This is a genomic window from Flavobacteriales bacterium, from assembly GCA_021739695.1.
Taxonomy (GTDB): Bacteria; Bacteroidota; Bacteroidia; order UBA10329; family UBA10329; genus UBA10329.
Genome location: JAIPBM010000025.1, coordinates 22,202 through 46,431 on the forward strand (window position 1 = coordinate 22,202; position 24,230 = coordinate 46,431).

Here is a 24,230-nt window from a genome sequence, read left to right on the forward strand (position 1 = left end):
AGATCAGTGTTGCTTTTGATATTCTTCCTCATAGCCGCTTTGGTTGTGGTAATTGACTCCAACCGAAGCGTGTACGCTCAACATCTGGCTTCAGCATTTGCAGTTATAAGTCTGCTCATCGTGCAGAAAGCAGAACAGAATCGTAACAAACAGGACTCTAAATATTAAATAGGAATAAGATGAAAAATCAAACTCACACATTCAAACTCATTGACAGCACCTACTCGGCCTTTGATGCACGAGAGATCATCTCAACCTTGCTTACTGACAAGATTCGGTTTTTGAACGTTCAGATCTTAAGCATACGGGAACGATACGGACATGACACATTTGATTTGGAAAATCGCGTTAAAGAACTTGAAGCTGACAGAGCAAGAATGGTAGACGTATTGACAGCCGCCATTAAGGATGGCTCAATAGTGGACATCTTGAGCGAGGTGCACGTAAGCACTCGAGAATCTGTTCATATAGATTCTTTATGAACACGGATCTATTACTTGACAATCTCACTAATCCTGCACTTCTTTTCTTCTTTTTAGGAGCGATTGCAGTTCAACTAAAAAGCGACCTAGAAATCCCAGGAACTTCTTCCAAGTTTATTTCGCTTTATCTTTTGATTTCCATTGGATTCAAAGGAGGACAAGAATTAGCACACACTCATCTCGGATTAGAGATCTTTTGGGCTGTGATGTTCGGGATAACGCTCGCTTTGGTAGTTCCGATCTACTCTTTCTTCATTTTACGTTCAAAGCTTGGAATAGCAAATGCTGGAGCAATTGCAGCCGCATATGGTTCTGTGAGTGCTGTGACATTCGTAACCAGCATTGCATTTCTAGACACTCAAGAGATCACCTTCAGTGGACACATGGTTGCCGTAATGGCTTTAATGGAAGCCCCATCCATTGCCGTGGGAATTCTATTGATAGCCCTTTTTTCGACAAAAAGGGATGCTGCTGTGTCAGTTCCCTCAGTGATCAAGCATTCGCTAACCAACGGAAGTGTTCTTCTCATTCTTGGAAGTCTTTTGATCGGCTTTCTGACCAACGACCATCAGGCCGAAGGAATAAGGCCATTCACCACAGACATCTTCAAAGGATTTCTTGCTGTTTTTCTATTAGATATGGGAATAACAAGCGGAAAAAAGCTCTCTGCATTTTGGAGCAACGGTTGGTTTCCATTCGCGTTTGCTGTGATCGTTCCTTTATTCAATGGGTGTTTTGTATCTGTAATTAGTCAATTCATCACCCCAAACCCTGGAGACCGCTTTCTGTTTGCAATTCTAGCTGCGAGTGCATCTTATATTGCTGTACCTGCAGCTATGAAGATAGCAGCGCCAAAAGCCAATCTTGGGCTATATCTTCCGATGGCTTTAGCAATCACCTTTCCGCTTAACATCACCATTGGAATGCCATTGTATATGTCTCTGATCAGAATGTGATCAAGATATTCCCATCTGCAAGCTCAGTCTAGATTTACCGTAGCTAGTTGAAAACACGCAGGATGTGTTGCATTCTCTTTAACAAAAGTTAACATGAACAATTTTTGATTTTGGAGCGGGTTTAAGCATCAAACCAACACACCAAGATCATGCTGAAAAAAACCTTTTTATTGCTGATGCTGTCAGTTTCAATATTGGCCTCAGCTCAAGAAAAATCAGTTCGACCTGCAAAACAGGAAACGCTGAAACTCAAGAATCATCACGGTGGTCTCTTTTCGCTTGGAATGCGAACCACCATCAGCACTTTCAACCACGGAAATTGGCAAGATGTGGGAACGGGAGTTGGCGGCCAATTCAGGGTGCAGGTCCACGACCGGATCAACATGGAATTCTTTGCTGATTATCTCACGTCCAAAATTGGGAATTCAGGTCATCGGAACGATGCGCATATCGGCTGGTCGGTGATGTATTATCCACTAAAGGACAAAACCTTCACCCGTTTCATGAAACCATACTTGATCATGGGGCATTGCTTCGACTACAGCAAAGTGGCCGAGAATGCCGATCCCGACAATTCAATGGAAAGATGGAGTGCTGCTATTCAGTTGGGAGCAGGAAATCACTTCAACATCACGGAGCGATTCGACCTCACGTTTGTTGCGCAATACATGTTCCATTTAGGACATCACGTAGAAGCACATGAGACGGAAGGTGTATTCGAAATCCACGACCATGGTGGCGCCAGTCTCGAAGGTCATTTACTATTCACACTTGGTATTAACTATAAAATCGCTGACCTATGGTAACCAGAGCCTCCCTCCTATTATTGCTTGTGAGTACACTTGCATTTGGACAGAAAAAGAACCGTCCGGAACTTACAGGACCAGACATCATCCGAAAAGGACTGGTTCGTGCACAGATGACCATTTCCCCCGGTTGGACCATTGCTGATGGCAACACCAACATCTACCTACAAGGAGATATGGAATATCATCTTCAAGATCGGATTTCGCTCAAAGGTGATGTCTCTTACTTCATCGACTCGCAGGAAAATGGATACCTGAAACACAATCACAGTTTGTTTTTCGGGGCTCAATATCACTTTCCTGTAAAACGCTTCGATCCGTATATCGGCTTCCATCCAGGCATCAGCCTAATTCAGGTTAAAAATCCTGATCAAGGAACGCCCGAGATTCCCGTTGCCTACTCCGTGTCAAACTTCAAAGCTTCACCCGCAATTTCGGTAGCAACGGGATTCAACTTCTATGTATGGAGATACATCCATTTCATGGCCAATCTGAAGTACGTCCACGCTTCACATCCAACAGAATGGGGCACCAATTATGCCTTAGATGAATTCAGAATCTCATTCGGATTGGGTTGGAATGTGAACATGATAAGGCGTAAATCTTAATGCGGCAAGCAGGACGTTCGGGGTTTGTCAAGCACAGACCCCGGACACTCTTTTTACATCGCAACATTTCCATTAATTTTCGGTTTCTATCCTCATGAAATCCATGATCAAGTTCATTTATTATAATGTGATCATCGCCCTTGTGGTTGCGGTGGCTTCGTGTGGCAGCACTAGAACTGCTTTTGAAAAAGTTAGACCTCAGATGCCGTTTGATGCGGTCATAGTTCCGGGTGTTCCCTTCGATACTGCTTGGAGCGACATCATGCGCCTGAGAGTGCTTTGGAGCTATCATTTGTACAACCAAGGACTGACAAAAAACATCATATTCTCTGGCAGTGCAGTTTATACGCCTTATGTGGAATCGCGAATCATGGCAGAATACGCGATGAAATTGGGCGTTCCGGCCGAACACATTTTCACTGAAGAACGTGCCGAGCACAGCACCGAGAACATTTTTTATTCGTACTACATGGCCAAGGATCTAGGCTTCGAGAAAATTGCAGTTGCCACCGATCCATTTCAATCGAAGATGGTAAAGTCCTTCGCGAAGCGCAAAAAGCTAGATGTAGCGTACGTGCCGACCATTTTCGATACGATTCATGCCTATTACCCAGACATCCAAATTACCATTGATCCAACCAAAGCTGAAGTTGACAATTTCACTGCATTGCCAGAACGCGAAGGATTTTGGAAGCGATTTGCTGGAACGATGGGAAAGAATCTTAAATATCGACCAGAAGAAATCACTGATGCTTCTATGAAGCTGCACTGATTTTATCTAGTTGGAATATTAAATATCCATCTTTCTGCGGCAAGCTAAACTGAGGAGCTTGTCTTCTAAATTACGTTTTTCACGTAGTGCTAGTGGTAGCTTCATGGCATATCTCGAAAGGTATGTTGAAGCGAACAGTCAGGTCCGATTTTGGAGAAGTCTCCATCCGTCAGGAAGGCGTTACCTTGGCTAAGGTCGCACATAACGTAGAGATAGACCTGAATCGAGCTAAGACGTACCATTCTCTATTAGAATATCTTTCGAAAGGCGTTGAACATTGCAGCGTCATTGACCTTTCTGGTATTTCATCCATTACAGAAGAAGCGAGAAAATATCTTCAAGATGTAAGTTCAGCTTGGGGAAAGACAATAGCCGTAGCTATTGTGACTGACTCTTTCACAGCAAGAACCATCGCAGGATTCTTCCTTTCGACCAATAAACCTTCCTATCCTGTCAAGGTTTTTACCAATACACTGGATGCACAGAATTGGGCACGTAACGAATATTTGAAGTTCGTTACTAAGGTGGCCTCTTAATCAACAATTTCCTACAGTTGAACAGATTACGTGTCGTTTGTCGACACATTACGTATTTCACGTATTTTGATCAGTATTTGAATTTGTTTTCAAATGTAAAATAGGACACATTATCTACGCATTTCTCGTAACCAAGAAGCCAAACAACCGTTATTGTCTTCAACCTAAGAACCATAAAGGTTGAGAACCTCCAAACACATCCAAAAGATATTTACCTACCTGAGCCTACTGGCTCTGGCGGTATCTGCTTTGTGCGGTGACAGCGTTCTTGCTCAGGAATTGACCATTTCTGCCAAATTGAGTTCTGCGGTCAGCGATGTAGACACAAAAATCATTCTTATGAAGGATTCGATAGTTGTACAATCATACAATACATCCAAGAAACGAATCAAACTATCCGTTGAGTTCAATCATGATTACACGATCCTATTCGAGAAGAAAGGCTGTTCAGAAAAGAGTATTCATGTATCAACGAAAGAGGTTCCAAAACACATGCAATATGAGCTTCTAGACTTTGGGTTCGAAGTTCAATTGGAACCAAATCCAGAACCGGCAAAAATTCAAACTGACTCGTTGGTTGCCACTTGGCGTTATCATTCAGATTTTGGAGAATTCGTTTTTGATAAGCTCAACGATGACAAACTACTTCAGCAAAACGAAGTAAGCGTGGAAATCCTTGATCTGCTCGAAATCAATTGATAATCTGACTGTCAGAAATTAATTGCTGCGTTTATTTAAAATTCTAAAACGGTTGTTGGATCAGCTCGAGTGACTCAAAAAATTGGAGCATTTCATAGTGCCCTATTTCCCAAGCGTAGCAGCCAAATAGACATCCATCTGGTTGAAATCCATACCAGATATCAACTTACCATCAGGAGTTATTAGAAACTTAGCTGGAATATTAGCGACACCATATTCGCGCGCAATCGTTGAACCGAGAACGAATGGAGTCTCCTCTACGATCTGATACTTCCAGTCAAAACCAGCCTTTTCTGCAACGGTCCTCCATCTTCTGTCATTCTTCTCTAATGCAACAGTCACAATCGTTACCTGCGTTCCATATTTATGATGTACGGCCATAAGTTTAGGAAAGTCTCCAATGCATGGACCGCACCACGAGGCCCAAAAATCGAGAATAACGTATTGCCCTTTGAGACCTGACAATTTGAATGCTGAACCATCGATCAATGTGGCTTCAAAATCTGGTGCTGTGTCATCCGTTGGTGTGGCATTGCAACTGGCCAAAAGAATAGCAACTGAAAGGGAAACGAAGTATTTTTTCATCTTGACAAACCTACTGAGGAATCAACATCAGTATGACTAAGAAGTTCTAATACTGAACTGGCCAAATTCCATTTCGACAAACGGCATGAGCGAAACAACCTTATGCACCTATCTTTAGGAAAGGAAAAGGAATTGCATCATGGAATTTTTAGCACTACAGGAATTCAAGTTCAGAGCTTGGAGCCAGCAACAGGCAGAAAGGTTTGTTGCCCACATACCCGACCTATTGGTATTAGATGCCGATTATCATAGATGGTCAGATTCAAGTTTGGACGTAATTGTTACGCTGCAAGTGAACGCGAGCATCGAACAATTGGAAACAATCCTGAACGGAATGAAGGACGTGGAAATCATCAAAAAGACAATTGGTTTAAGCAAAGGCTTTAAACCATTCAAAGAGAACTAACTCCCCAAGTCCACTTTTTTAAGCACTTCCGGTGGATGCATGGTTCCGAACACACGGTCCCAAAAGATCGTGCTGAGTCCAAATCCACTGTTCGGTTCGCGATAATGGTGAAGCAAATGGCTTCGTTTTATCTGCTGAAACCAACGATTCTTGAAATTGAAGAAGTGCGATGCAAAATGCATCAGGTCGTAAACCATGTAGCCAAACACAAAGCCTGCAAAGAAACCTGCAGTTAATCCTTTGTCTTGGATGAGCCCGTAAAAACTCCAGTAAAACAGAAATGCAAGCGAAAGATTAATCGCAGGCGGCATCACCAATCTTAAGGAATCGTTCGGGAAATCGTGATGGATTCCATGAGCGATGTAGTGGATCTTCTTCCCTATTTCGGTCGTAAACTCCTTATGAAAAAAAAAGCGATGAATGCAGTATTCCATCAAGGTCCAAAAAAAGTATCCAGCAAAGAACAGGCCTGCAACTGTAAGTAAATCTACCTCGAACATAAATGCCGATCGGTAGACGAAATAGACCGTAATAGGCACAAAAAGAATTGGAACCGAAGAGAAATGGATACGGGAAAAGAAATCGAGAATCGGATTCTCGAACATCTTAGGAGACTCATTCCGGTTAGATACGAATAGTCGTTTGTTTGACATGCGGCAAAGGTATGAACTCGATTGAGAGAGCACAAAGAAAAAGCCCTGTTCAGAACGAATCTGAACAGGACTTCTCAACATATATGGACAACCTTAGAATTGGTTGTTGAGGTACTTCGGTCCCTTGTCTGAAGGACGGATATCGGTCGTGGTCTTAGTAAGCTCAATTCGAATGCGCTCATTGCCGAATAGCTGCTCAATCACAACGGTCTCTCCCATGGCTGCATCCATCTTGTAGTTTCCGCGTTCTTCATAAAAACCATTCGGATTACAAATGAGCATGAGGTAGGTATCTGCTCCTGCCAAGCCTACTTCTCCGTTGGATCCACCTGGTCCTCCAGCATTTCTGAAAATGCGGTAAGTACCATACCAGTATTCATAAGGATTGATGAAATATTCGAATTCGAACGCTCCAGCATTCGTGGGATAAAATGAGCCCAAAATCGGATTGGTAGGAATGCTCGGGTTATTATCCCAATAACTGTATGGCATGGCATAGTCGTAATCGACACCGAAATAAGCGGCACCAGCCGGACCATTTGGACCTGGCATAGGATCGACCACAAATACACAGCTCGAAAGTGTAAGAGATAATCCACTTAGGATCAACAGGAGGGAATTAAGTCGGCTCTTCATGACATTTGGTTTTTGGTGTTATCCAACAAAACCAAACGTTGTGCCACTTTAATCAGACCGCCATTAATAAACTGATTATCAAATACTTAAAGTTTTTATTCGCAATATCGTTTAATGATATTGTAGGAATCGGTCAACCCCAATTCACCTGCCAGACTAAGGTCTTCGCAACCTTTCGAGATCTTACCAAGCATGATCCGAATGAGTCCACGATTGTAATTGGCTTCAATGAAATTTCCACCAGATGATGCTGCCAACCCGAACTGGCTTTCTGCTTCTTCATAACGTTCAGCAGTAGCCAGAAGATATCCTAAATTGAAGTAGGCAAAGCGCATTTCCTTATCGAGTTCAATCACTTTCCGATAATCTGATTCTGCCTTGGAAAGCAGCAATTCCGTCTTTGCCTGATAGGCAGAATCGATCACATCGAGCATCCCGACCATCTCATCAAATTGCTCTTGATGCTGCTCCAATTCCATCTGCAACAAACACGCACGTGCAAAATAGCAGGCCACTTGCTGTCCGTCAGACTTCAAGCAATCATCCAACTTGCGGTAAGCAGATTCAAAATCGCCTGCTAATGCATACAATGGTGCCAACTTTATCATTTGATCCGCATTGATGCTTGGTAGTTCGGAAAGCCGCTTCAATGCTTCTTTGGCCTCTTTCGTCTTCTGTTCCCTAACGGTGATGAATGCAATGACCCCAGTGTTGTAAAACGGACGATCGAAACCATCGTAAACTGCAATGTTCCTATCGGTTTCCGGAAAAGCGGAAATGCGATAAAACGGCAACAGTCTGATATCGACTTTCTGATGCTGAACCTTGCCAACCTCTTGCTTTATCGGTTCAAAATCACCCTTCAATTCAGTTAGTTTCTTCAATTTGATGTTCTGCTCATATTTCACTTCATCATCTGAAATGGCCAGCATTTGCTTGATCTTGTTCAAATCATCTACAGCTGCATCAAACTTTGCTCGGTCTTTTAAGATCCTATACACTTCTATTTGATTCTCATGCGCCTCAATAAATTCTGGAAAGAGTTCAATCGCCTTGTTGAAATCGACCAAAGCAGATGAATATTCTTTCCTGTTGAATTTGAGATTTCCACGATTATAGTAACCAAGAATATTATTCGGATTCAGCTGAACGACACGGTCATAATCTGCCATAGCATCTCCAAAACGCTTCATATCAGATAAAACCATCGCTCTATTGAAATACACCACTGCATTGTCAGGATGTTGTTTAAGCACCGAATTGAAATCCTTCAATGCTTGGTCGTATCTACCCATTTCCGAATGCGCTACTCCGCGATGAAAAACCGGAAGCGCATTTTCAGGTTCTAGTTTCATGGCCTTTTCAAAATCTTTGATGGCCGTGTCGAACTCCTGCAGTTTAGACCGCGCAATTCCTCGATGCAAATAAGGTCGCATACTGGTTGAATCCATTTTAATGGCGCGTTCAAAATCTTCGATGGCAACCATATACATTTCCAATCCAGCCTTTGCTTCTCCTCTGATCAAATAGGTGAAATTATCATCCTTTTTCAGGTCGATCACTTTATTGCAATCGCTGATCACATCCACATATCTATCCAATTGAAGACTGGCCAAGGCTCTATTTGAATAAACGCGCCAATCCTCATCATTCAGCTTTATCGACTGGTTGTAATCTGCAAAAGCGTCCTTGTAATTCAGTTGTTGGCTTCTGCAAACACCACGGTATAAAAAGGCTTCGTGATTCTTTGGATTCAATTCTATGGCCTTACCGAAATCCTTTTCGCCACCTATAAAATCTTCTAACTCGTACTTGGCAATTCCTCGCAGAAAATAAGCTTCTGAGTTAAAGCTGCTTTGCTGAATGGAAAGATTGAGCAGCTCGATGGCCGCGGCATAACGTCCTTTGCTGATCTCGTATCTGCCTTGACTTGTGTAATTGCCACGCACTTGGGCAAATGCCAACTGACAGGTAATTAAAAGCACAAGTCCAATTATAAATCCTCTCATCAGCAACTACAACCGTTTTCCGACCTCAAAAAACGCGAACGGTTTAATGTACAATAGATTATATTGAAAATTGTTTCTAACAAAAAAGGCCGCTAATAGCGGCCTTTTTGTAAAATCTTGGATCATTATCTGATCACTTCCAATCTTCTTACCAGTTGACCATTTTCGGTCAATATCCGCATTTGGTAAATTCCATTAGAAACAGTGCCAAGATCGAGGTTGATGGTCTGTTTTCCAGTTGCCATCTGACCATAGTTCTTGCTGAACACCATCGATCCAACCAAATTGAAAACTTCCATTCTGATCTCTGTCGATGATGCTAATTCCAAATCAACCCGAACGTTTCCAGCGCTAGGATTCGGATACATGGCCAATTGAGCAACTTCAGTTTCATCAATTCCGCTTTGAGCGCCACCTACTATCTCCCAAACTTCCAAGTCGTCCAGCGCACCTTCCACGAGGCTTCCACCGTCAAGATCTTGTCCTAAACGTGTACTGTCTGAAGCAATGAACTTCACTCTCACGTTCTCTGTCAGATCAACATAATCCTGAACACGGAATGCGACTCTTCTGAAGCTTGGATCAGAAACCTTTGTATTCTCAACAAAAACCCAATCTGTTCCATTGTCGGTTACAAGTACTTGCCACCAATCAGCTCCTGGATTTGCTCCTGAAGGAGGACTGTTTGTGTAATACCTCCAATAAGAAATGGCCGGATTGGTGTAAACCGAAAGATCGAATTCTGGCGTCATCAATGTAGTATGACCTCCATCTACATCGTTATCTCCAAGAGCTGCAGAAGTATTGGAGGCATTTCCGGTTACAGCGCAGGCAAAGTTTCCTGTTCCAGGCGTGTGATCCGTATCTGTTTGAACCATGACACCATCATCAGAGAACGATCCCATTGGTGCATCAATTGTCCAGGTTCCAGTGGTATTGTTATCTGAAGAAAGACCTTCTTGCCAATCGTTATCTTGGAAATTGTCAAAATCTTCAATTCGGTTCTGATCAAAACCGACCATGATGTAGTAAGGAACATTAGGCTGATCAAGATTTGCCGCAAATGGATTGATATTGGCTAATGTTCCATTCAAGTTCTGCAAAGCGACATAATACGCAACCACTGTTCCATTGGCTTGAGCTGGAATATCAGCAGAAAAAGCATTACCACCTTGATTGGTCATGTTTACTGTATTCCAAGTTGCTTCAGCGTTTATACGGTATGCGACAATGGCATCACTAAGCGCCCATGGATAATCGTTGATCACGGTCATGTCAACGTTTATCGCTGCATCATCATGCTGATCAATTGGCGTGTGGTTAAGTGTGGCATTGGAAAGCAATGTGATTCCGTGAGCATCAAACGCATTGATGATGTCAAGGTCGTTAGGTGTTCCGTTCGTAATATCATTGTCACCTCCGTTTGCAGGAGAATCATCTACCTGTAATGCTTCCACAAGTATATCAACGTAAACTTCTCCTTCATTGCCATCCAAACCAGTAATAACAGCATCGAAAGTTGCCGAATACAGATCCATCATCTGCTGTAGATTGCCAAAATTCTGAGCCAGATCCCACCAAGCTCCGGCAATGATCTCTCCGTCTGAGTGCACTTCGCCAACAAGATCTTGAGGATAAACCTTTGGGTCAATGTCATATCTGCGGATGTGATCGTTAGGCAAACTTTGGCTGTTGCCAACTCCCAGAACAGGATTATCAGTTATTCCCAAGGCCCATAGGTCAGCATAACCTTCGCCCATTGCTCCGTTCAGAAAAAATCCACCTTGAGATTGATAATACTTATCATTTATACCATGTCCATACTCATGATAAACTACATCAGCCACCAACGCGAACGAGTTGCAGCCAGCGCCAGACTGATAGAAATTGATGGATGAACCATCGTAAAATGCATTGCAAGTTCCAGCCACATCAATATTGGTTGGAAGCGCATTATCCATCGCTGTGAAACTTGGGAATTTGGTCTTCATGTAATCGTGAACAATATTCACGTGGTAGTAGGCAGATGATTCGCGCGAATTGGCATTCGTACCCCAATCAATGTTATTAGCTCCGGTGGTCAATACCGTAGTGAAACTTGGGGTAGTTCCGTTGGTAAAAACCTGAGACCATAATCCTTTCAATCTGAACGTGGCACTGGCCTCATTCAATCCCACAAATGTTCCATTCTGATCGGTGTAAACGGTGCTACCTCCTTGCGTGATCTCTAGGTTTGGCAACAGCGAATTGGTCTCCGTATCGTAGGGCTGCGTAAGGCTGATATCATCTGTAACCGAAACGGAGGCTGCCGCTGGTGGTTCGCTAGCACAATGCGAAACCAGATTCTTGCGCATCCAAATCTTTCCATCCACCGCATCCACGTAAGTAAGATATCGGGCAGGAACTTTATCCTCATCAATAGTTTGAACGGTTACCTGATACACTGGTCTGAAAACGGTTCGTTTTCGGGTGTATTCTGGCACAGGCAAAATCTTCACATCGGAGTTCGCTTCAACGGTTACTATTTCTTCAGCTATTCCAGCAATGGCTACAGCTGAGGCTTGAGAAGGATCTAAACTCACATTATCAAAAGCAATATGATCAAACACATCTGATTGAAATCCAAGCACTTTTCCATCTAACGAAATCCGAACGGATATCCGTGCGTTCAGCACTTCCTTTCCAGCATGTACCTGACGAAAGAAAACGTGTTCTGCATGGGCGTTTGATGTGCTACTTACAAACTCCAGCTCATTTGTTGGAACTCCAAATCCGGACAGATGATGTTCAATAAAATATGTAGCTCTATCTATTGCATTCATACCAGGAACAACTATCGGTTTTCCGAATGCTTTGTGTGGTTTGTCATTTGCTTCGTTGAAATGCACGTACCATGCGCCATTATTAATCAAGAAATTCTGCCAATTAGGCTGATTTCTAAGCAAAAACTGATATTGATCATTAAAAACCCGCTTGGATTCTTTCACAAGTCTAACTTCATTCGGATCTTTCTTACCGTGGACATCATTGGATGCCTGAGAAGTAAATGCAAAAAATGCTAATGCAACGAGGAGGGATGATTTCATAGATTTGGATTAATGGATTACAATAATATGGATATTCAGTCTGTAAAATGTCGTAGGATATTCACACCGCGTGACAGCAGAAGACCAATAAATTCTTTTGGAGCTATTCAAACATCAATTTAGTTGTGGCACCAAATGATCATCATTAAGAAAACCGCCAATTTGATGTCATCGAAAACCATTTAGTAAAGTATTATCAGCCCCATCTGACCAAAATTATGTATTGGCATTTTATGCCTAAAATGCGGTTTTAATCCTTTTTTAATACGAAAATCACGTAGCTGTTATCGGTATTACTATTTTTGACTCGCGTCTCTCTAAACTATTACAGATGTCTCACGTTCAGCATAAACCAATATGAAAAGACTTTTTATCGTTATCTCGGCTTTCGCAGTATCATCTTTTATGGCAAAAGCACAACAAGGAATGGGCGTTGGAAACAACAATCCTTTAGAAATGCTGGATGTGACTGGTGCTATCAAGATTGGCACGAACATCAATACAAATGATGGAACTATACGTTGGACTGGAAGCGACTTTGAAGGACGTAAGTCTGGATCTTGGGTTTCCCTTACTTCTGCAGGTAATTCTGGTACGGTTACAAGTGTAGGTGTTACCACAGTCAATGGGGTTTCAGGCACCGTTTCAAATCCAACAACTACACCTTCTATTTCTTTAACATTAGGTGCCATTACACCTACAAGCATTGCAGCTTCAGGAACCGTTACAGGGTCAAATTTATCTGGTTCAAGTAGTGGAACTAATACCGGAGACCAAACCATTTCGCTTACAGGTCCAGTTACTGGAAGTGGCACTGGCAGTTTTGCAACTACTATTACCAATAGTGCTGTTACCTATTCAAAAATTCAGAACGTTGCGGCATCGCGGCTTCTAGGAAACCCTAGTGGATCCGCGGCTGCACCTTCCGAAATTTCTTTAGGCAGTGGCTTGTCTTTTAGCGGAACATCTCTTACGGTCACTGGTTTTGTCACATCTGTAACTGCTGACAACGGTCTAACGCAGGGTGGGACAGCAGCAGCTCCGACAATCAAACTGGGTGGAGCGCTCACTCAAACAAACACAACCATCACACAGGACGGGGCTGAAACTCTGATTATCGCCAATAACAGTACTGCAAGTACTGTTATCGACCTTCAAAACACAGGTGATTTTGAAGTTAAAGATAACGGTGGTGTTTTATCTGCTCTGATTGTTAAAGACGATGGGAATGTTGGTGTTGGAACGAACGTGCCAACTCAAAAATTACAGGTTGATGTCAATAACAACGGATTCAATATCCCACTGTTTGTTAAAAACAGAAATGGTTCTGTTGGGTCTGCAAATGGCGTTGGAATAGGATTCAACAGTGAAAGTAGTGCGAACGGGGATTGGATTAAAGCAGCCATTTACCACGAGCGCACCACCAATTTTGGCGTTGGAAAATTGCACTTTCTTCTTAATAGCACTGGGGACGGAAGTAGTGTTTCAGGTGCAAATATTGGTACAGAGGCAAAACTTACCATTCAACCAGACGGAAATGTAGGTATTGGAACGACTGGGCCAACGGCAAAACTGGTTGTGAATGGTTCTGGAGCCATGTGGAATCATAATGAACTGAAATTCTATGATGACGCAGGAACAACTGTCCGAGGCACAATTGGGCAATATGCTTCAAACTCTGATATGGTGATGGCTTCTAATGTGAATAATGCATGGTTGAGAATAGGTGCCAACAACAGCAATATTGCTTTTATGCCTGATAATACATATGCTGGCGGAAGTAGCCCGGCTGTGGTCATTAGTGCAAATAAGCGAATGGGTATTGGAACCACGGTTCCGATTGCCCCTTTACACGTAGAATCGCAGACAACAGCTGGAAATGAGGCCTCCTACGGTAATTTCTGGTACTATGCTGGCGGTGGTTATGCTGGTGGCGCATGTTGCGGAGGCAACGTTGCCGGGGTATCCATTCACGCTAGCGGCAGGGTAATGGCCAGTGAATTTGACGCTTTTTCAGATGCCCGTATTAAAAACATCATTGGGGTTTCAAATAACCAAGAAGACCTGCAAACATTGCTAAATATTGAAATCACCGACTACAAAATGAAGGATGCGCTTAAGGGAGACAAAACCTTTAAGAAAGTGATCGCTCAACAAGTGAAAACCGTTTACCCTCAGGCCACTAGTACCATTACTGAAGTGGTTCCGGACGTTTACCAAATGGCTACGATCAACAACGGAATGATCAACCTTTCAACTGATATGAAAGTAGGAGATAAAGTGAAATTGATTTTTGAGGAAGGAAATGAAATGGTTGAAGTTGTTTCAACATCAGAAGGAAGTTTCACGGTTAATTCAGAAAGATCTGGAGACGTGTTCGTTTACGGAAGAGAAGTGAACGATTTCCACGTAGTTGATTATGAAGCCATTGCGATGCTAAATGTTTCTGCCACGCAAGAATTGTTCAAACTGATTCAACAACTTCAAAAGGAGAACACAGAGATCAAAACAGAGCTGAAAGGATACGCTTCGTTGCAATCAGATATTGAAAGATTGAAGGAAGCTTTGGGAATTGATGCGCAATCAAGTATCAACAAATAAGGCTATTATTTTAACTTAAGATAATTCCTTGACACTTGATTGACTCTAGTTTTGAAATCCATGACACTGCCCTATGAAACATACTGATTCTCCAATTTTCGGAAGCATACTACATGGCATGAAACTGACACTTTCCTTCGGAATATTGTTCGCTTCTACAGCCACAGCTCAGGTCACAAACGAAGTATCCGTTTATGTAAAATCAGGAACGGATGTGTACGTAACGGGCACAATGACAAACACATCTACTGGAATTTTCACTGTTGAATCTGATGGCCTGCTTACAGTTGGAAGTACATTGGTCAATAACGGAAGCATGACCTTCAACAATAGTGCTTCTTTAATGAGAGGTTCTGCTGGAAGTGACGGAACTGGAAGTGGAACATATTACGTTAAACGACAAGGCAGTAACAGTGGTTCGGTTTACAATTATTGGAGTTCGCCAATGACCAGTTTCTCAGGTGTTCCTGGAAACAATCCTTATCTCTATGATTCTGACGAAAGCACGCAAACATATACAGATGACCAACCCGCAGATCCAGGTTGGTTCTCGTACAACGGCCTGATGACGCCCGGAAAAGGATACATTGGACGTGGTGCCGGTTTAACCACATTCAGTGGCAATGTCAACAATGGCAATGTCAATTTTCCAATGATATATCATGCCTATTCTCCAGGCAATACCGCAGCCGGAACTCCATTTAATCTTTGTGGCAATCCTTATCCTTCAGCTATCAGTTGTGCATCATTGGTTGCGGCCAACACGGATGTGAATGGCTCTATCTATTTCTGGGATGACGACCTTAGTGGCGGAAGTGGTTACAGTTCTACAGACTATGCGATCTGGAATGGTACTGGTTCTCTTGGAACAGGTTCAGGTTCGGCTGGTGCACCTAACGGATATATTTCTTCGGGGCAGGCCTTCATGATTCGGGCACTGAATGGTTCAGCCGTTTTGAACTTCACCAACGCCATGCGAGTTGGGCATTTCAACACTCAATTCTTTAAAACTGAATCTGCTGACGCAAAACTCTGGTTCAGTATAGAGGGGTTGGATTATTTCAATCAGATTTTGATCGGAGTTTTGGAAGATGCTACAGATGGAGAAGATCGATTATATGATGCGGTTAAGATCCGTGGTAATTCCAATATTTCTCTTGCGGCAATTGACAATGGAACTGACTATGCCATCTTAGCTTTTCCCCCACCAACTGAAGGTAAAATAATTCCTCTAAGTGTGCTGATCACAGAAAGCGGCACCTATAGGTTCAAAGCCAATACAATGGAAAACTTTGCTGGCATGGATGTATATTTCGTGGACACCCAGACCGGAGAGCAAGTGCTTCTTCAGGAAGGAACAGAAATTTCTCTTCAGATTGATCCTGCATTATACGAAGACAGATTCTATTTGAATTTTGGCCAATCAGGAATGGTGACTGGAATTTCTGAAGAATCCGCAGGACTTAATATCTACTCCTTTGGTGAAAATCTTTACATCTCTTCGTTAGCAGACGGCAACGCTGAATTTGAATTGTTTGACGTAGGAGGAAGGGCAATTATGCAAATGGCCAACATCGGACTTAATCGAACAGTTCATACCATTTCTTTGAATGGAATAAGTACTGGAATATATTTGGCACATGTAAAATTCAATGGCCATTTCTACGTGCAGAAAATTGTAAGACCATGAAAAGTATGAATAAGAGACTCGTTTTTATGATTCTTGCTTGTGTATTTGTGGTCATGTCCGTACACGTTTCTGCACAAACTCCTCCACCTAGTGGACCTGTTAACAGTTCTGCTCCTTTAGATGCCTTAGCAGGTGTGCTGCTCATCATCGGAGCTGCTACAGGTGGATGGAACTTAAGGAAGAAGGCAAAATAGGTTTAATTCATGCTTCAAAACTTTCCAAGATTCTACACTGGAGTTGAGGATCGAGAAGCGCACCTACTGAAGTTGTTGTACTCAGCAACTTATTTCGCATTCACCTTTATTCTAGTATCCTACGTAAGTCATGCTTTTAGCACCGCTAACGCTTGGGATGTTGGTTACCGACCGAATTTCAGCTATGATGGAATGGACGACCTTCGAGGCACCACAGGTTGGACCCCGTTCAGGATCGGCTGGGTTTACTTAGCTCCGCCAATTTGGGGATTAGCAATCAGCATTTTCGCGCTAATCTGTTTCCGATTTATTGACGGACGACAGGCGCACCTTAGAACAATCCTTTTTTGGCTTGCCGTAAACGGGTACTTATTATACTTCTCATACATTATAAGTGGCCTGCTTTCTGGAATGGATTATGGATCACCACTGTTTTCAGGATTTGTTGGTTTTTACAGCTGGTTAGATTGGGAAAAGCCTAAGGTCATTGGAGTTGTTATCATTCAGCTTATCATTTCTATTCCGTTCGCTCTTCTCTTTTCAAAAGGGGTTCTTCAACTCAATTATTCTCGACTTTTGGCTGCCAAAAACAATGGAAAACCAGTCATTTTTCTTCATGTTTTCATCATACCAATTGCCATTGGCGCTGTCCTCATAGCACTAAGCACATTTCCAATGGATCTTGGTCTTCAGGTAATACGGTTGCTAAGTTTTCTACCAGTGGTCATTGTAGTTTTCCTCGGATTGGGATTACATAAAGCGAAGCACATCAGTATTGTTAAAGGCGGTTTACGCAACGTTTCAATAGCCGGTGCTATTGTTTTGGTCAGTCTATTGTTGTTATCTCGTTTCGGACTTCAAGTTTCCGTTCAACCTTTCTGGTGATCCAGAGAAAAGAACGTACAGCCTTCTGCGAGTCTGTCTTTCAGACATTATCTTAGCCCACCAATGGAATCTCTTAAAAAGTACCTCAATCATCGCGCTTTTGTAGTGCTGTATTTGTTTTTATTGACCATTCTGTTCTACAAAACGTACGACAGGGTATTCGACAAAAAGGTTCACCTCGGTGGAGACAATGCTGGATATTACATTCTAGGCAAAGCTTTGGCGCATGGCGATGGATATCGATCCATTCACACGAAAGACCAAGTACCGGCCAATCACTTCCCACCCGGATATCCAGTAATGATTGCTGCTGTGATGAAAACCTTTTCAGGAAAGATCACTACAATCAAAACGGCCAATGGATTTTACATGTGGGCTGCATTGATGGTGCTATTTTTCCTATTCCGTGCGCTTACTCGAAACATTCATCTTTCGTTCATAGCCTGCCTTTTGGCAGCCTATAACTTCCACTTACTGGAATACAGCACCATCATGATGAGTGAGATTCCTTTCGTACTCTTCTCTGCCATAAGTCTGTTGCTTTTCGTACTTACAGATTTCGAGAAAACGTTCTTCAAGAACTGGAAATTCATTCTTTTCATCCTTGTCCTTGTATTTGCGTTCTACATACGCACACTGGGCATTTCGCTGTTCCTATCGTTCATGCTCATACTGCTCATTCAGAAACGATGGAAGTATGCTGGTTTCTTGGCTTTTGGGTTCATTCTGCTCGTATCGCCATGGCAGATTCGAAGTCATAATCTTGGAGGAAACTCCTATGTGAATCAGCTTACCCGAAAAAACCCATATCGGCCTGAGTTGGGTCCAATGGAATTGGCAGATTGGCCAGAGCGAGTAACGATGAATGCCAAACGGTATTTTACGCTAGAGATCACCAATGGAGTGCTTCCCTTTGAGACCATCGACTACAAGCAATGCGTGACACAATTAAAGCGAGAAGCTGGAACACTAGAAATTGACTCTACCGCCACCCAAGCACAGACGCCTCCTAAGGAATTGACCTTGGCAGAGAAACAAGAAGATGCCGCTAAAAGAGGTATGCCTGGTGCAAAAGTGGAAATTACCACCAACGATTACCTTCTTGCCATTTTACTTCTAGTGCTTATGGCCATTGGATTGGCCAGAATGAAGGATCACCGAATACTCATTGGGCTTTATCTGGCTGGAACATTTGCCATTGTTTTCTTATGGCCTGAGGCTTGGTTTGGAATACGGTTCATGTTACCGTTGGTTCCTATTCTTATCATGCTCGCTCTATTCGGGTTAACACAGATTCCTGATCTGATTGCTGAACGAACCAAAAAAGACCAACCATGGCTTTTGTCAATCCTCATTCCTTTGGTCGTTTTCTTCGCCATGCAAAGCAAATTGGACAATCGTGTGGATGAACTTGAAAAACGGGCGAAGGGTATTTACATCAACAAGTTCAAGAACTACTTTGACATTGCCACTTGGTCTAATAATAACTTGCCTCGCGAAGCAGTTGTAGCCTGCCGAAAAGGGCAATTGTTTTATTTGTATGCCAGCCGCTGGGTTACGGGCTACAAAAACACGCTCGACAAAGAAGAATTGATTGAGAATTTACACGAAAAAGGAGTAACGCATGTGGTATTGGACCAACTTGGCTATGCTTCAACTTCGCGCTACCTCTACCCTGCCATCAAAAAGTATCCTGGAAAATTCAAGGTCATTTACCAATTGAAAGAACCAGACACCTATTTAATGCAGTTCAATTATGACCTTGACTACACTGGCGAGTGGAAAGATGATAAAAAGGATGGTCATGGAGTTTTCCGATGGGAAAATGGAATGAGTTATGAAGGCGAATGGAAGGAGAACAAACGTACAGGACACGGAACCTTCTCTTGGCCAAATAAGCAGGTGTTTGAAGGTGAATGGACGGAGGACAGACGCAACGGCCCAGGAATTCTGACGATGCCTGATGGATCTCGGTTCGAAGGAAATTGGACGAATGATGTCCTTAATGGTTCAGTAAAACTTTACGATAAAGACGGCAAGTTGACTGAAACAGCCACATTCAGGAACAACCAGAAAGTGAGTTGAAAAAGCTGAAGAAAGCTCTTTCAGCCGACAATCATTTTCAAGACAATTTTCCGATCATCATTCTTCGTACTCGTAACGAAGAATGGTGATGTCGTTTTTCAGGCGTTCCATGTCTTTGGACGAAGTGCCGTCATAAAAACCACGGATCTTCCTTTCCTTATCCACCAAAATGAAGTTTTCGGTATGAATGAAGTCGCTTGCACCTCCATCGCCTTCTGTTGTTACAGCAAAATAACTTCTGCGGGCGAGTTCGTAAATGTGCTTCTTATCGCCAGTAACCAACTTCCATTTTTCAGGATTTACCTCATACTTCACTGCATAGGCAGCCAAAACGGGCACACTATCTTTTTCTGGAGTGACTGAATGAGAAAGGAACATGATGTCTTCATCGGCAGCATAGAACTTAGATAGGTCGCTCAGACTGGCCGTCATCTTGGGACAGATACTTGGACAGGTTGTAAAAAAGAAATCTGCCACGTAGATCTTGTTCTCAAAATCCTTGTTGGTAACCGTATGCCCCGTTTGATCGGTAAGACTGAAATCTGCAATTCGGTGTGCTTTGGCCGTACGCTGCATATCCGTATCTACCAATTGCGGGTTTACATCTGATGGTTGAAAAACCTGCAACCGTTGACTTTTCTTCAACATCGGATAGGCGAACATCATACCTATCACCCAAATGGCAATAAATGCCAAAATGATCCACTTATACTTCGTCATAAATGCAAAAGTGAAACAAATTGCGATCTTCCATCCAAGTTGTGGATAAAATGAACTTCGATTGTCGACTGAAAAACAAATGCGACTCCGTGTTTTGAACTTAGCAACATATATTGCAATCGATTAGACTAAGGAATGCTTCAGAAGTGGAAATCGAAACAGGAACCTTTGGGAAGGAATTCTCAAACTCGATTGCCAACCGATCTTAGATACGGATTGAATGAATTCGGTTTAGGACTACTTGCATCGTTGTTCCTTGCCTGTTGCATTGCTATTTTCTGCCTTCTTCAGATTACGGTCATACCAATACTTACAGCAAGTAGAATTTTCATCTCCTTTGGCCTTATTGGTTTTGCCACTGCTTTTTTATTTCGGAAAAAGCTCAATTGGGGAATTCTTGATGGGCTGTATTACAACGTTTTTGCAGTTGCTCCCATCTGCATGCTCGTTTTTTTAACCCTCAACATGCTTTGCTCAGATACCTATACAGAACAGTACGAAGTGGTATCGTATGATCTGCACGGGAATCAGTATTCCTTTGAATTGGAAAACGATGCTTACGCTGATTACTGGAGAATCCGAACCGTTGACATCGAATCCAGACCAGCTCGAACCTCGCACATCGAATTCACCTTTTGCGATGGGCTATTCGGCTACAAAGTGCTGAAGAATACGCGGCTTTTCTGACTATCAGAACTCGCTCTTGAAATGGAACTGGATCTTTGGATATTGTTCCTGCGCCATTTGTAGCGCCCAAGCGCTATCTGCCAAAAACACAAGTTTCCCGTCTTTGTCTTCGGCCAAATAGTTCAATTTCATATCCACAAACTTGTCCATTTCCTTTTCATCTTCGGAACTGATCCAGCAAGCTTTGTAAAGACTTACGGCTTCGTAGCGACACTTGGCTCCATACTCATGTTCCAATCGATGCTGGATAACCTCAAACTGAAGTGCACCAACGCAACCAACTATTTGCCGACCGTTGGTTTTTCGGGTAAAAAGCTGCGCTACGCCTTCATCCATCAGCATATCAATTCCTTGACGCAACTGCTTGGTTTTCATCGGGTCTGCATTCTCAATGTAACGGAACATCTCTGGTGCAAAACTCGGAATGCCTTTAAAATGCAGTTGTTCTCCATCCGAAAGCGCATCTCCGATCTTGAAGTTCCCTGGATCTGGAAGACCAACAATATCGCCTGGATAGGCATCATCGATCACTTCCTTCTTTTGCGCCATGAACGAAGTAGGGCTGCTGAAGCGCAAGGTCTTGCCCAACCTCACATGATGATATCCCTTATTCCGCTCGAAAGTACCTGAAGTAACTCGGAGGAAAGCAATTCTGTTTCTGTGATTCGGGTCGATGTTGGCGTGTATCTTGAACACAAATCCTGTGAACTTATCGTCCATTGGGTCGATGGAACGTTCTTCGGTCTGCATGCCGCGTGGATATGGCGCAATGGCAATAAAGCAATCGAGCATTTCGCGTACACCGAACATGTTCAATGCACTACCGAAGAAAACCGGAGCTACTTTGGCATCCAAATAATCTTGAATGTTCAGCGGATTGTAAACTCCTTCAACCAATTCAATCTCGTCTCGAAGGGTTTGAGCTGCAGCCTGACCAACAAGCCTATCAACCTCAGGATCATTCACATCCGAAATGTCAATGGTATCTTCCTTCCGTTGTTTGTCTGAGCCAGAAAACAGACTCAAATTGTTCTCATATAGATTGTAAACGCCTTTGAAACGGCTTCCCATTCCAATAGGCCAACTCATTGGTCGCACTTTTATCTTCAGCTTCTCCTCTACTTCATCCAGTAACTCAAACGCGTCTTTTCCTTCGCGGTCAAGTTTATTGATGAACACGATAACAGGCGTATTCCGCATCCTGCAGACCTCAGCCAATTTCTCGGTCTGCGTCTCCACTCCTTTCGCCACGTCAATCACCACAATAACGCTATCTACCGCAGTGAGCGTTCGGTAGGTGTCCTCCGCAAAATCCTGGTGACCGGGCGTATCGAGAATATTGACCTTCTTGCCCAAGTATTCGAAACCCATAACGGACGTGGCCACGGAAATACCTCGCTGTTTCTCAATCTCCAAAAAGTCGGACGTAGCCGTTTTCTTGATCTTATTGCTCTTTACCGCACCCGCAATTTGAATGGCACCACCAAAGAGCAGCAATTTCTCTGTGAGGGTGGTTTTTCCAGCATCTGGGTGACTGATAATGGCAAAGGTTCGCCTTCTTTCTACTTCCTGTTTGTGCGTCATGGCTTTTTACGAGGGCGCGAAGATAGGAGAATCAAAAAGTTGGATGCCGATTGAGGTACGAATAGCTTCAAGCTTGCTTTTTGGCACCAAAAACCTTGCGTAGCAATTCTGAAACACGTGCAATGGGATGTTCTCGGATCTTACGTTCTTCATCAGCAATAAGCGTGAAGAGCCCGTCAACCGTTTTGTGGGTAACGTACGACTCGAGATCTGGATTGACCTTTTGCACAAAAGGAACCGAATTGTAGGCATCAGCCAAGGGTTTCCAATGCTTGGTCACTTCTTCTCTGCCAATGCTTTGCTTGACGATCGGAGCGAAAGCGGTTAAAAGATCAGGCTCTGTTTTCAGCCTCAAATAATCTGTTGCTGCCGTTTTTCCTCCGAAAAGTATATCCCACACATCTTGGAATCTTATTTGGCGAATGGCGCTGACCAAAATAGGTTTTGCCTGTTTGGCAGCATCTTCCGCAGCACGATTCAAACTCAGTTCAAAGCGATCTACCAGCGGTTTCATTCCAACTTTTAAGGCTGCTGTGCGCACCTTTACAAGTTCTGGCGGAAACAGGATCTTAATAGCTGCATTCTTGAAAAAACCATCTTCGGCTGCAGCTTTTTGAGCGGAATTATCGGCTCCTACAAGCAATGCTTCCACCAATGCTTCGGTGGTTTCCTTTACCGTAAGACCGCCTGAATTTCCAGTTGTGCCTCCATCCCGCAAAACGGAACAAGCACTTACTGTAATCGCAACGAACAATAAGATGACCGAGGCCTTTTTCATGCCTCGATGATCAATCCATCATAGGCCAACCTGATGTTTGACGGGAGTTCCTTCTCAACTTCTTCGTGTTTTCCCAACAGATGACTGATGTGTGTGAAATAACCACGCTCAGGCTGTAGTTTCTCCATTATTTCCAAAGCCTGTTCCAGGTTGAGGTGAGAATGATGGTCCTTCCTCCGCAGCGCATTCAGCACAACGACTTTCGAACCTTCGATCTTCTTCAATTCGCTATCTGCAATGAATTTGGCATCGGTGATGTAGGTCAGATCGCCAAATCGAAAACCCAACACGGGCATGCCTCCATGCTTTACGTTAATGGGAATGACCTTGGTTCCAAGCACATCAAAGGGCTCATCGCCAATAAGATTGAATTTGATGATGGGCGCACCCGGATACGGATTCTCCGCAAAGGCATAGTGATAGATACGATGTAAAGACTCCTCCACTCCAACCGAACCGAACAAGGGCATGTTCTTATGTTGCAGGAAATTAATGGCGCGAATATCATCCAGGCCAGAAATATGATCCATGTGTTCGTGAGTATACAGCACAGCATCCGCATCCACGTTACCGGAACGGAGCATCTGTTGTCTGAAATCGGGCCCCGTATCGATGACAATTTTCAGGTCATTTATCGAAACGATGACGGACGAGCGTAACCTCGCATCGCGTGGGTCGTCTGAAGTACAGACGGGACAATTGCATCCCAGCACTGGAACTCCTTGGGAAGTTCCCGTACCTAAAAACTCAAGACGCAGCGATTGATTCATGT

Annotated in this window: 23 protein-coding genes; 14 read left to right on the forward strand and 9 right to left on the reverse strand. The window is 43.2% G+C overall.

Annotated features, from left to right (window positions below):
* Positions 1-179: 179 nt before the first annotated feature.
* From K9J17_14230 to K9J17_14260, 7 genes are all read left to right on the forward strand, one after another.
* Positions 180-482, forward strand: coding sequence for a hypothetical protein (locus K9J17_14230; protein MCF8277887.1), 303 nt, complete (start codon positions 180-182; stop codon positions 480-482).
* Positions 479-1,438 carry a sodium-dependent bicarbonate transport family permease gene (locus tag K9J17_14235; GenBank protein MCF8277888.1) on the forward strand — a complete coding sequence of 320 codons (960 nt, stop codon included), beginning with the start codon at positions 479-481 and terminating at the stop codon, positions 1,436-1,438. Before K9J17_14230 ends, K9J17_14235 begins: the two co-directional genes overlap by 4 nt.
* Positions 1,439-1,587: 149 nt before the next feature.
* Positions 1,588-2,244: a hypothetical protein gene (locus K9J17_14240; GenBank protein ID MCF8277889.1), complete on the forward strand. Its 657-nt coding sequence runs from the start codon at positions 1,588-1,590 to the stop codon at positions 2,242-2,244.
* Positions 2,238-2,852 carry an outer membrane beta-barrel protein gene (locus K9J17_14245; GenBank protein ID MCF8277890.1) on the forward strand — a complete coding sequence of 205 codons (615 nt, stop codon included), beginning with the start codon at positions 2,238-2,240 and terminating at the stop codon, positions 2,850-2,852. The genes K9J17_14240 and K9J17_14245 overlap by 7 nt, the downstream gene beginning before the upstream one ends.
* A gap of 94 nt (positions 2,853-2,946) precedes the next feature.
* A complete protein-coding gene (locus tag K9J17_14250) occupies positions 2,947-3,624 on the forward strand; it encodes a YdcF family protein (GenBank protein MCF8277891.1) in 678 nt (225 codons plus the stop codon).
* A 122-nt stretch (positions 3,625-3,746) separates the two neighbouring features.
* A complete protein-coding gene (locus K9J17_14255) occupies positions 3,747-4,160 on the forward strand; it encodes a hypothetical protein (protein MCF8277892.1) in 414 nt (137 codons plus the stop codon).
* Positions 4,161-4,340: 180 nt separating this feature from the next.
* Positions 4,341-4,859 carry a hypothetical protein gene (locus K9J17_14260; protein ID MCF8277893.1) on the forward strand — a complete coding sequence of 173 codons (519 nt, stop codon included), beginning with the start codon at positions 4,341-4,343 and terminating at the stop codon, positions 4,857-4,859.
* A 102-nt stretch (positions 4,860-4,961) separates the two neighbouring features.
* Here the strand turns inward: K9J17_14260 and K9J17_14265 are convergent, their stop codons facing one another.
* On the reverse strand, positions 4,962-5,444 hold the full coding sequence (locus tag K9J17_14265) for a TlpA family protein disulfide reductase (protein MCF8277894.1): 483 nt from the start codon (positions 5,442-5,444) through the stop codon (positions 4,962-4,964).
* Positions 5,445-5,583: 139 nt separating this feature from the next.
* On the opposite strand from K9J17_14265, the gene K9J17_14270 reads away from it, so the two are divergent.
* On the forward strand, positions 5,584-5,850 hold the full coding sequence (locus K9J17_14270; GenBank protein MCF8277895.1) for a hypothetical protein: 267 nt from the start codon (positions 5,584-5,586) through the stop codon (positions 5,848-5,850).
* Here the strand turns inward: K9J17_14270 and K9J17_14275 are convergent.
* From K9J17_14275 to K9J17_14290, 4 genes are all read right to left on the reverse strand, one after another.
* Entirely contained in the window at positions 5,847-6,503 is a 657-nt protein-coding gene (locus tag K9J17_14275) for a sterol desaturase family protein (protein MCF8277896.1), read from the reverse strand. The two genes, K9J17_14270 and K9J17_14275, sit on opposite strands and share 4 nt — an antisense overlap.
* Before the next feature lie 93 nt (positions 6,504-6,596).
* Positions 6,597-7,139, reverse strand: coding sequence for a hypothetical protein (locus K9J17_14280; protein ID MCF8277897.1), 543 nt, complete (start codon positions 7,137-7,139; stop codon positions 6,597-6,599).
* 95 nt (positions 7,140-7,234) lie between these two features.
* Positions 7,235-9,148: a tetratricopeptide repeat protein gene (locus K9J17_14285; protein ID MCF8277898.1), complete on the reverse strand. Its 1,914-nt coding sequence runs from the start codon at positions 9,146-9,148 to the stop codon at positions 7,235-7,237.
* Between the two features lie 125 nt (positions 9,149-9,273).
* Entirely contained in the window at positions 9,274-12,234 is a 2,961-nt protein-coding gene (locus tag K9J17_14290) for a T9SS type A sorting domain-containing protein (GenBank protein MCF8277899.1), read from the reverse strand.
* A gap of 357 nt (positions 12,235-12,591) precedes the next feature.
* Here K9J17_14290 and K9J17_14295 point away from each other — a divergent pair, with 357 nt between their 5' ends.
* The 5 genes from K9J17_14295 to K9J17_14315 all read left to right on the forward strand — a co-directional run bounded on the left by K9J17_14295 (position 12,592) and on the right by K9J17_14315 (position 19,689).
* Positions 12,592-14,835 (forward strand): tail fiber domain-containing protein, encoded by a 2,244-nt coding sequence (locus K9J17_14295; protein MCF8277900.1) that lies wholly within the window; start codon positions 12,592-12,594, stop codon positions 14,833-14,835.
* Between the two features lie 118 nt (positions 14,836-14,953).
* Complete coding sequence (locus K9J17_14300; GenBank protein MCF8277901.1) at positions 14,954-16,525, forward strand: T9SS type A sorting domain-containing protein; 1,572 nt, start codon at positions 14,954-14,956, stop codon at positions 16,523-16,525.
* A 5-nt stretch (positions 16,526-16,530) separates the two neighbouring features.
* Positions 16,531-16,719: a hypothetical protein gene (locus K9J17_14305; protein ID MCF8277902.1), complete on the forward strand. Its 189-nt coding sequence runs from the start codon at positions 16,531-16,533 to the stop codon at positions 16,717-16,719.
* 9 nt (positions 16,720-16,728) lie between these two features.
* On the forward strand, positions 16,729-17,604 hold the full coding sequence (locus K9J17_14310; protein MCF8277903.1) for a hypothetical protein: 876 nt from the start codon (positions 16,729-16,731) through the stop codon (positions 17,602-17,604).
* 63 nt (positions 17,605-17,667) lie between these two features.
* Positions 17,668-19,689, forward strand: a complete 2,022-nt coding sequence (locus tag K9J17_14315) for a hypothetical protein (GenBank protein MCF8277904.1) — start codon at positions 17,668-17,670, stop codon at positions 19,687-19,689.
* A gap of 57 nt (positions 19,690-19,746) precedes the next feature.
* Here K9J17_14315 and K9J17_14320 read toward each other — a convergent pair whose 3' ends face one another.
* Entirely contained in the window at positions 19,747-20,409 is a 663-nt protein-coding gene (locus K9J17_14320) for an SCO family protein (protein MCF8277905.1), read from the reverse strand.
* 135 nt (positions 20,410-20,544) lie between these two features.
* Between K9J17_14320 and K9J17_14325 the strand changes: the two genes are divergently transcribed.
* Positions 20,545-21,096, forward strand: a complete 552-nt coding sequence (locus tag K9J17_14325; protein MCF8277906.1) for a hypothetical protein — start codon at positions 20,545-20,547, stop codon at positions 21,094-21,096.
* A 3-nt stretch (positions 21,097-21,099) separates the two neighbouring features.
* Here the strand turns inward: K9J17_14325 and K9J17_14330 are convergent, their stop codons facing one another.
* The 3 genes from K9J17_14330 to K9J17_14340 form a co-directional block, all read right to left on the reverse strand.
* Positions 21,100-22,680, reverse strand: a complete 1,581-nt coding sequence (locus K9J17_14330; GenBank protein MCF8277907.1) for a peptide chain release factor 3 — start codon at positions 22,678-22,680, stop codon at positions 21,100-21,102.
* Between the two features lie 67 nt (positions 22,681-22,747).
* The gene (locus tag K9J17_14335; protein ID MCF8277908.1) at positions 22,748-23,458 is read right to left on the reverse strand and encodes a DUF4197 domain-containing protein; all 711 of its coding nucleotides are present in this window, start codon (positions 23,456-23,458) and stop codon (positions 22,748-22,750) included.
* A complete protein-coding gene (locus K9J17_14340; GenBank protein MCF8277909.1) occupies positions 23,455-24,216 on the reverse strand; it encodes an MBL fold metallo-hydrolase in 762 nt (253 codons plus the stop codon). Before K9J17_14340 ends, K9J17_14335 begins: the two co-directional genes overlap by 4 nt.
* Between the last annotated feature and the right edge of the window lie 14 nt (positions 24,217-24,230).